Annotated in this window: 7 protein-coding genes and 1 pseudogene; all 8 read right to left on the minus strand. The window is 36.2% G+C overall.

Annotated elements, in window-relative coordinates; genetic code table 11:
• Positions 1-153: 153 nt before the first annotated feature.
• Complete coding sequence (locus MoGM_RS03910; protein ID WP_104368833.1) at positions 154-1,731, minus strand: RNA-binding domain-containing protein; 1,578 nt, start codon at positions 1,729-1,731, stop codon at positions 154-156.
• Between the two features lie 16 nt (positions 1,732-1,747).
• Positions 1,748-3,025, minus strand: a complete 1,278-nt coding sequence (locus MoGM_RS03915; RefSeq protein WP_104368834.1) for a DGQHR domain-containing protein — start codon at positions 3,023-3,025, stop codon at positions 1,748-1,750.
• A 3-nt stretch (positions 3,026-3,028) separates the two neighbouring features.
• Positions 3,029-3,511: a hypothetical protein gene (locus MoGM_RS03920; protein WP_104368835.1), complete on the minus strand. Its 483-nt coding sequence runs from the start codon at positions 3,509-3,511 to the stop codon at positions 3,029-3,031.
• Between the two features lie 4 nt (positions 3,512-3,515).
• Positions 3,516-5,099: a DndE family protein gene (locus MoGM_RS03925; protein ID WP_104368836.1), complete on the minus strand. Its 1,584-nt coding sequence runs from the start codon at positions 5,097-5,099 to the stop codon at positions 3,516-3,518.
• Positions 5,089-7,203 (minus strand): DNA sulfur modification protein DndD, encoded by a 2,115-nt coding sequence (gene dndD, locus MoGM_RS03930; RefSeq protein ID WP_104368837.1) that lies wholly within the window; start codon positions 7,201-7,203, stop codon positions 5,089-5,091. Before dndD ends, MoGM_RS03925 begins: the two co-directional genes overlap by 11 nt.
• The gene (dndC, locus tag MoGM_RS03935; RefSeq protein ID WP_104368838.1) at positions 7,200-8,540 is read right to left on the minus strand and encodes a DNA phosphorothioation system sulfurtransferase DndC; all 1,341 of its coding nucleotides are present in this window, start codon (positions 8,538-8,540) and stop codon (positions 7,200-7,202) included. The genes dndD and dndC overlap by 4 nt, the downstream gene beginning before the upstream one ends.
• 28 nt (positions 8,541-8,568) lie before the next feature.
• Positions 8,569-8,793, minus strand: a complete 225-nt coding sequence (locus MoGM_RS03940; RefSeq protein WP_199181763.1) for a helix-turn-helix transcriptional regulator — start codon at positions 8,791-8,793, stop codon at positions 8,569-8,571.
• A gap of 275 nt (positions 8,794-9,068) precedes the next feature.
• Positions 9,069-9,845 (minus strand): annotated as a pseudogene (locus MoGM_RS03945) (phage integrase SAM-like domain and Arm DNA-binding domain-containing protein); the annotation flags it as partial.
• Between the last annotated feature and the right edge of the window lie 181 nt (positions 9,846-10,026).

Genomic DNA, 10,026 nt, shown 5'->3' on the forward strand with positions numbered 1-10,026 from the left:
GCGCAAAGATATGCTGGGTTGCGATGCGTGTCAAGGCGGAAAATAGAATGGTTACAGAAAAAGCGCAAGGGCTTGGGTCTGTAATCAGAGTATCATAACAAAAAAAGGTAGCAAGTTGGTATTAAACCGATTTGATACCCTTTATATGTATAGTCATCTTTTACGACGATATTTTTGATTGGGATCACTTGGCTTATCTGGAATAGTACGTTCAAGAACCCCAATCTCAATTAATGATGTAATATATTTATGACGATTTTTAGATTGGTTGGAAATGCCCAATCTATCCATAATCTCTTGTGCCGTTCTCGGAACAGAACAAAAGTTCCTTATATCTTCTTCCTTTTTTGTCAGTTTGCGAGTAACTAAGCTTATATGGGGTTGCTTCCTTATCTCGTTACCTTGGTTACTATCATGCTCGTTGTCGCCTATAGCTTGGTTACTTTTGTTGGTAACTAAGTTACTTTCTGATTGAACTTGGTTACTTTTTCGGGGAATGACAATTACAAACTCATTGGCTGCATGTGTAATTTCTCTATCCTCTACACCATTGGAGAATACAACATCCGGGGCGTATTCAAGCGCACGGCGCACACCACTTCCGGCTCCGGTATAAGGTAGCAGGTAATTGGCATTTGTGAACAAGAACATATTGCGTGGCATCGATGTGCCGTTTTTAATATCGTCTATGGTTAACCCACTTGGCAACGCTCCGGGGCTATGAATTTCTACGCGGTTGTCAAAAATGAAAATACGAATCGGTGATTTGATGTTCAGCGATCGATGCACAAGGGCATTCACAACATATTCGGTAAGACTTTCGTAGGGAATCTCCAATTCTCCAAGAGAATTGAACTCTTTTTCAATCTGAACCTTGCGAAGGTTTCGTGTAAAGAAATTCATGATTGTACGGAACTGATGCAGTAGGTTACCCTCTATTTCCATATCGTGCATCTTGTCGCGGAATTGAGTGCCACCCACAGAATTTCCTACATAGCTGATACACTTTGCAGTCATGACAGGAAGCCACCGCTGGGTGTATTTACCAAAGAGAAGCATTGCGGCAACTGTCAGTTTTCCGTCAGGACGGATAAAGCGAAGATTGCTTAGTAGCTTTTCAATAGTCGTACCCTTGATTACAAATTCTGCCATTTGATCAAGAGTATAATCTTTCAGATTCAGTTCGTCAATTCCAATTCCTTTAAATACAGGCGCAAAGCGATTTATCAAATACAATTTGATGGTATCAACCTCCAAATCATCAATCGTGGCATTTTGCACAGCAGCTTCATCAGGGTCAAAATTACCACATTCGCTCATCATCTCGGCAAGTTCAGAATTGTCAAACACTTTGCGTTTGTCTGCCCCGTTCTTTACCCATATCACACCCTTGTTGTCGTGGTAAGGTTTATTCTTACCTTCCGGAATAGTCGCAACAACCACAGCGCCACCTGTTACAGGCACATTTTCCACATCAATCAGCACATTTGGAATGACATTTTCAGAAGCAATACTCGTAAGCAAATTGGTAGTTTCCTGCAACTCCAAATAAGATAACGCATTAACAGCCCCTGACTTGTCATTTATACCAATAACAAGTCTTCCACCGCGAGAATTGCTGAACGCCACCATCTCACAACCTATATCATAGCGGTCATTAGCTCGCTCCTTAAATTGCACTTTCCCAGCCTCAGCCAAGTCACGCATCTGAAGTATTTCCTGTTCAGTCATACAGACATTTATTAAATTAAATATCGTTCATGGCATGTAAAAGTTCTGTTTCCCTACTATCCAATATTTCTGACGGGGGAAAAACGGCAAGGCTCATTGTAAGGTACGCAATCTTTTTCCCTTTTGATGTCATAGGGAATATAGATGTGTCGCCAAAGTTTATGTCTACTAGTTTATCGATATAACGACTAAATGTATTTCGGTCAAAAGATTGGAGCGATTCTCGTTTTAAAATTTCAACAAGGAGAGATAATAAAGCCTCATATCCTACTGTTGACTGTAAAATGTTTTGCGGTTTACCTATACTATTATACTCCCAATACTGAGATAGAGTATGACTAACTGCATTAAAAAAATAGAACAAACAATCAGAAATCATGCTGTCTTGATTATTAGCATAGAATTGTCTAAAAGGCAAAAACTTATGTTTATTCTGTTTTCTTAAGTCCTTGCGCTTTCTGTATTTATCATTCTCCGATTCTCGGAGTGATTCGCTAATAAGAGCAACAATACTTTTAATCATTGTTGCTTGAGATAATGGCGGGCTCATAAGGCGATTATAATCGCCTCCATATAACTTAATCCTATGATAAAAGGGGGATTTAGGATGAGCATTTAAAGCAAGTGTTACTTCCAACGCAGTCTTATATGGTGTATCTTCAGACGAGAGTCCAAATAGGCTATAAACCAAATCCTGAGAAACCCTTTTCTGTGTTCGATTAATAGTAGAAAAAATCATCGCATGATATTCCAAACTTTTATCTATAAAACATGAAATGGCAACTTCCATATTTAATATTTTTTGAAGTTGTTTTTCTAATTTATGCCTTATAGAGTCCTCTGTAGAAGAAGCTATTTCGTCAGTTAGGCGTTGGATTGCAATTTCTATACCCCTAATTCGATGTTGTCCATCAACTATGGTAATATAAATATTAGCATCTTTATCACCATTATTTGCACGAGCTACTTCATTTATAACATCGTTTTTTATACAAATACGAACAATATCATCGTGCAATGTTTGAGATTCTATCGCTTGATATGGTATACCTAATACGATATTGGTTGGAAAAATCGCAAATGGATCATTTATAAGAAAATCAGCTATTTTATTTACTCGTGTTGACTCTACTTTGCGTTGAATATGGTCATTGTATATAGGATAGTCTTTTTCATCATATCCTACAATTAATCTTTCTGTATATTTTGTATATGTCAGAATTTGTTTAATGGTTGCTTTCCCAATAATAAATTCTTGATCATTTTGAGTGATTAATATGCCTTGTATAATCATAACCTACCAATTTTCGCTAAGTTTTGATGCTCCTTTTCTAACACTATTGTCATACGTTTCATCTTTTAGATATATGTTGTCACAATTTACGACTATCCAAAAAAAACATGCCAAAAGTGTACTAATAATTGACGCTAACAATGCACCTGAAAAATAACACCAACAAACCATAAATCCTTCAATGACTAATACTGCCACACTTATAATAATTAGACTGAGCTTCTTCTTTGAGTTTGGAAGGTCTTGAGCTAACATTGACACAAATGCAGGTACAAGTAATGCTATTGAATATGTTAGGAGATTCTGAGATGTACAAAGGTAAGTATTACTTTTATCTATAGGCTCTTGAAAGAAAAAAAGTATGACACCTAGTCCTCCAAACAAGACAACAACTATTATAAAATATAGCACAAAACTTAATTCAGTCCATGGCTTTTTGAATTTATATATCAATTCATGGAATATTGTTTTAAAATCTTCTTCCATATGACTACTTGTTTTCTTTCCAATATTGAACAACTTCAAACAAGTCTCCTTTTCGTAACTCTTTAATATTAGATACGCATTGTCCGTTATCTAATTTTTCGAGATTCCGCATAGTACGAGAGCCATCTTTTTCACTTAATCCAAGGAATTTATTGATAGCTTTCGTATTACTAAGGTCATTTATAGGTAAAAGGAATGCTGTTTCACATTCTTGTGAAAAATCGAAATACCCTTGATTATATTCCGATATTCCTTGCGAAAGAAGCACGATAGAAACACCGTATGAGCGAATTTTCCTAAGTAAGACCTCCAAAATTTCCAATGATTTTTTCTCTCGGAAAAGATCGTGAGCCTCATCAATCATTAGCACATAACGCATACTGCGATTGCCATTAACAACTTCTGTACCACCCATATTTGTAAACACATTGAAGATGTAGTTAATTATGAGAAAGATTGATGTGAAACGAACAGTACTATCCAGTTCTCCTGATAACGAAAAGTAGTAATTATTGTTGAGAAAAATGCTAGGATCGTTTACTTTTGAAGCGAAAAGTTCATATTCACTAAGACGTCCCATAATCTCTGTAAGAGTGTCACGGTTATCCCCAACAACTTCTAACACTAGGTCATAAATTTCCTTCAAAGATGGGTGTTTGCCATCTTTATGTTGAACAAATGCTTCTTTGGTAGCATCTTTTAGTATTTGTTGCTGTTTTTTACCTATATTGGAATATTTAGCGATGATGTCAACAAACTTATTTATACCCACTAATTTATTCTTTTCATTAACATTATCAATGAAAGAAATCGGATTCAACGGAAATGGCGAATGAGGTGCACTTACACACTCAGTATGAGTTCCTGTAAAAAAATCACTCATTTTAACCTTGTCGTCTTCACTCAATCCCTTAAAGTCGAGAAATAAAAAATTGACTTGACCTTGCGTCTGCTTGTATAGCTGACGAAGGAACTCAAGTGCAAATTGGGTTTTACCAGACCCCGACTTTCCGGCTACAGCTATATGCTGGTTATTGTAACGAGTGGAATCATTAAAGCAACAATATATATCATCTCCTGTTACAACATCATAGCCAACCTTTATTCGAATTGGTCCCGAAAAGACACTTTTTGTAATATGCTGATTTCGGTTTTCAACACAGTCGAATCTTTCCGGGGTATCTTCTATCGCATCAATTCCTTTACTGAAATATTCAGTTAAGAAATCAAAGAAGGTGTATTGTGGATTATGTTCAAACAGATAATTTATCTTTTCTAATCCATGATCAATGTGTAATTTTATATACTTAGGAATAAGCTCGTCATTTTTAGTTATTCCATATGCCTGACAAATTAAGGCAATGTAGAAATCCCTATACTGTCCATCAAATAAAATATGATCTTTATATTCCTTCCCTTGGGAATCATAAACAGAGAATTCCTGAGGTGTAAAACGTTTACCTGTAGACAATGAATAACCCAATGCAATACGAGCTATCACATTCTCTTTTGTCCCCCCAGTGAGTTTTCTGGTTAATTGAGTCACAACGGCTTGGTTTTCGCCTGATGTTTTGATATTAATTTGCATATTTGCTATTGTTATATTCTTCGAACAGATTTTCTGGCTTCACCTCAACGAAGTGCGAGCCTCCTTTCCCATTGTCAATTAAATATGATTTACTTACAATTGATTGAATGTATTCGTACTCTTCTTCCGTCAATTCCTTTTTGAGAAGAGGAAAAAGTATCACTTGCTTAGAAACATTCGGATAGAACTTCGTAAGGACATTTTTTGTATGCAGTGGGTCAAATTTCTGCATAGGGCTATCTATAAAAACAGGAAACTCAATTTCTGTTTCATCAACCAAAGCACTCAACAGAGCAGAGGCAAACATTTGACGTTCACCCATGGAAAGAATGCTGTTGTCTATTTTCTTATCGTCATATCCAAATAGGCTAATGTCAACATCATCCCCGTTACCATTAATATCAACAATCACTTTCTTAACTAAATCGTTTTTATGTAAATACGATTGAAGCTTTGTCTCCAATTTTTTAGCAAGAGCTTTCTTCTTTTCCTCCTTAAAGCGAATGAGGAATTTTTGTATTGTATGAATAAGACGTGTAGCTTCATTATCAACTGCACGATTTTGTTCTGAGACGTTTATCTTTTTTGAAAGTATCTCCTTTTGCTTTTTATGAGCAGTCACTTGTTCTTTAAGCGCCTCTATCTCGATGAGTTTTCTCCCTATTTCCTCTCCTATAGAGTCTATCTGACGATCAATATCTTCCTTTTTCGCCCTCAAATTTTGAACATAATCACTCTCAGCCTTTTTCTCTGCCTCACGAATATTTCTTTCGATTGTGTATAATTCAGATTTCGCTTTTGTATATTTATTCATCAGAATTTCAAAGGATGATTTACTGCTCTTTATTTTTGCAATTATATGCATGAACTCCTCTACTTGACCGTGGCTAAAGTCATGTAACATACTAAAATGCTCAAATTTACTTTCATCAGAAACATTATAAAAATGTTTTTTAATGAGTTGTCGGATTTGTGATTCGTAAAAATTCCGAACCTTTATGTCAATCGGAAAAGGCAGTTTCCTTTTAGCATCTTCAATATCGCCAAGAATAACATCTGTTTTATCATTGACTCCTTCCTGTTGAAGTTTATTCTGCTTATATGCTTTTTCTGTTTCTAACTGGGTTGAAAGTTCAGCCATAATACCACCAGCCAAACCAAATGGAATAAGACTATATAAATCTTTAAGACTGTCATCCGCTTCCCTTAACACAGTTTCAAGTTCTGCTTTTCGAGTATTTAATCTTACCAAGTCATCAGCAGACATCATATCTCCTTCTCGAATTAGTTTTGATTGGAGTTCGGCAGAATTGTGACGCTTAATTACTCGGTCTTCTTCCAAATTAGCGATTTCTTCAGTTAATCTTTCAATTTTACATTCTTTGAAATCAATATCTGCAATCAATCCGTTAAACTCGCGTTGCTCTTCTAATTTTGCAGATGCTTTTCTATAGTCATCCTGAATTCGGATCAATTCATTTTTCAAATCTTCATACTTCTGTATGCCCAAAACTTGAGAATATGCAAGACTTAAATCCTTTCGTTGTTCCGGCGTGTTAATTTGAGCAAATGAAACAATTTTTTCTGCATCAAAGAAAAAGAATTTAGCAATCTCTATTGGAAGTATATAATCACGAATAAATATTTCCTCTTCTTTCGCAATTTCTTCTTTTGAACCTGTAAACAAATCGTTTTTCCGACCATCAATCAATATCTCTAACTCGTCATCATAATTTGTAGCACTATCATACGAGCGGATAATTGTTATTTCGGTGCAGGGTGTATCAGGTATTTCTACATCCGTAAATGTTACTGCTACAGAAAATCGAGTTTCACCTTCTTTCTGCGCTTCAAAATTGAGACTGTTGCCAATATATTTACTATAGCCCCCCTTTTCGTCAATTTCTTTACGGTATAATTCATCAACTTTCCCCATATTTTTACCATATAGGCACCAAACTAACGACATAAGAAAAGTTGTTTTGCCGAAACCATTATTACCACTGACGATAATTAGATTTCGATTTCCGTTAGGGGAAAGTTCAATCTTATTTTTCCCTTTATATATTCGGAAATTATTAAGTTCAATTTCGCGTATGGTCATGATTTCTTTTTATTTACAAATTCCTCTAAACGAGACTCTATTTCTGTTTTTAAGCCACGACGCCTTTGCATAAGCGACTTACTTTTTTGGAGCATTAGAAGTTGTTCGATTAACTCACCTTCTTCTATATTTTCTTGACAAATCTCTCTCATCAAGTCTGCTTCCAATTTATTTTTTATCTTGCCCTCTTCCATATTTAATGAGGAATTATAGATTTTGTTATATATTTCTGATACCTGATGTGCGAAGTTGAAGTCTCGATACCAATTCACTTGAATTGCAATCAATTCTTGGTCGGTAATGAGTTTTATCTGTGAATTATGTTGTTGCAATTCGTATTGTACTCTTAGAAGTTCCTCTAACATTTGTGCTCTATATACAAATGTGTAGGGTCCCATATCATTCACAGCTTTTCTACCATCACGTCGCAAAGGAAACCTATTCTCAATAATATTGCGTTCATTGTCCAATCTCAATCGAAAATCATATAGCGGTTGCATCCATTCTCGACCATTTTTGATAAGTGAACGCATCGACTTATCATCTTTTATTACCGTACATGTCCAACAACCAAAACGGCTCTTGCCACAAGAGCCATGGCTTTTGTCTGTCACAACTGTTGGGCATTCGTAATCATCAGCACTTGCATCAAGATAAATATTAAATAGAATTTTATTATCAAAACCCCATGGAGAGGGTATAGCGTTGATTATATACCATACTTCTTCTAATAGTAATTCTTTAATTGGTGCATATACATAAGTATTCGCCAAAAGCGTGTGATTTGTCAGACGCTTACCGTGAATTTCATGCTTTTTTATTGAGCGAGCACGAGTTGCGCTCTCTCCTTTTCTTGTACCAATTAAAATTATCGCTTCGCCACATTCGTCAACTTGTTCTGTTATAAAACGAGCTGTTGGTTTGATTTTCATCTTCTCAGTACACCATCGAAATGCTGTATTCGGAACAGGATAGCCTTTACCAATTACATTTACCCAAAAAGAATCTTCCAATCTTGGAGTTGTTTTTCTTACAAAAATAGGCAGATCTTCTTCTCTCGCTTTTTTCTCTATTTGAGATAAAACATCATCTACATAGGTGGCAATTATTGGATTTTCAACCAACGTGTCATTGCATACGACATAAACAGGCCTGCGCAATTGAAATGGTACAGGTAGTTTCTTTAGTTTTTCTAATGCAATCCATACAAGTGTGAGTAAGACTGTAGAATCCTTCCCACCACTGAATCCTATAATCCAAGGGCGAGTAGATTCGTCAGCATAAGCATACTGGTCTAGAATCTCATCTATTATGTATTCAATACGTTTATTTCTCATTTCAATTTCTTGCTCATAAAGAAAACGTTCAACCTATTCGCTGAGAATCAATTATATTTTTATTTACCAAATCATCTAAATCTACATCTAACAAATGCGATATCTTAACCAAAGTTTCGAGGTCTGGCTGAGAACTATTCGTACACCACTTAGAAACAGTGGAAGGATTTACGTTTAATTGTTCACATAACCATTTGTTTGTCCTTTTCTTTTCAGCTAAAACTACTTTTAGACGGTTTACATCAGTTTCCATTTCGATAAAATTTATTCTTGCGATGCAAAAGTAATGAAAATTATTCACTCTAACAATAATATCAGATCATTTCGAACGCAAAATCAAATCTTGCGATATTGGAACAACTTGGCGGAGATATTTTGTCAATTCGTGAAAAAGCATTATCTTCGCATTGAGCTATTTGAAATGATTGAGAATCATGCAAAATGGTGAAGACAGATGGTTTCTAAATCATTACCTATACCTCTATTATAGGTTTGCAATTCATTGATAATCAAGATTGGTTTGATTAGAGCAACAAATGTGAAAACGCAAAACACAAAAATATCACGGATAGTTTCAAGTCGTGGTATATCAAACTTCTTGTTGATGATGGCATTGAGTTCCTCTTCCGTCAAAAAATCACGGTTACTCTGTGTCTGGTGAAAACGGATTTCGGAAAATGGGTCATCGGTAATCCATTTGTTGACCAACGCGAGCCGGGTTATTTTCTTCAAGTTCTTCAGATACTTGACAGCCGCATTTTGGGCACAGCCCTTCTGTACTTTAACAAAGTGTTCAAAGTTCAGAACGAATTCATGGTTCAGCTCCTTCAACGGAATATCTTTCAGATTGTATTGGCTTTGAAGCATTTCTTCCAAATAGCGGACAGTCCTTTCATACCTCAAAACCGTGCCTTTCACATAATCACGGTCTATAAGCTCCCTATACTTCTTGTTATGTTCACGGAATACTTCCAAGAGCATCTTAGGAGATTCGCCCTCACCATTGAACTTTTGTATAATGGTGAGGGCCGTGATAGGTTTGCCGTCTTGCAGCAGTTCACGGTGTATCTGATAAATCTTTGTCCTGACAGATTCCAGATACTGGTTCAGTTCCAAGGCTTTCCGGTCTTTTCCCGTCACACATCCTTTGGATGCGTTCCAACGCTCTTCGGCAACGCTGCGCTTGATTTGCATTTCGGCACGTTGTCCGTTTACGGTGATTCGTAGCCCGATAGGTGCTTCACCGTTCTTCAACAGTCTTGTTCTTCTGATAAAGAAGAGAATCGAAAAATAGTTTCTTTGCATGGCTTGATACTTTTTGTTTGCAAAATTAAGTTTCAAAGCCAGAAGTGCGACTATGCAAAATATTGTGTATCAACGCAAAGCAATCTTATTCGGTGGACTTTTTCGGTCGGAATCTTACTCCACCGAATTAGGGGTCAGCGGATTTTTCCGGTGGGCGGGAGAGAGTATCAAGAGTATAGTG

Origin of the sequence: Prevotella sp. MGM1, from assembly GCF_002933775.1 — a bacterium.
Taxonomy (GTDB): domain Bacteria; phylum Bacteroidota; class Bacteroidia; order Bacteroidales; family Bacteroidaceae; genus Prevotella.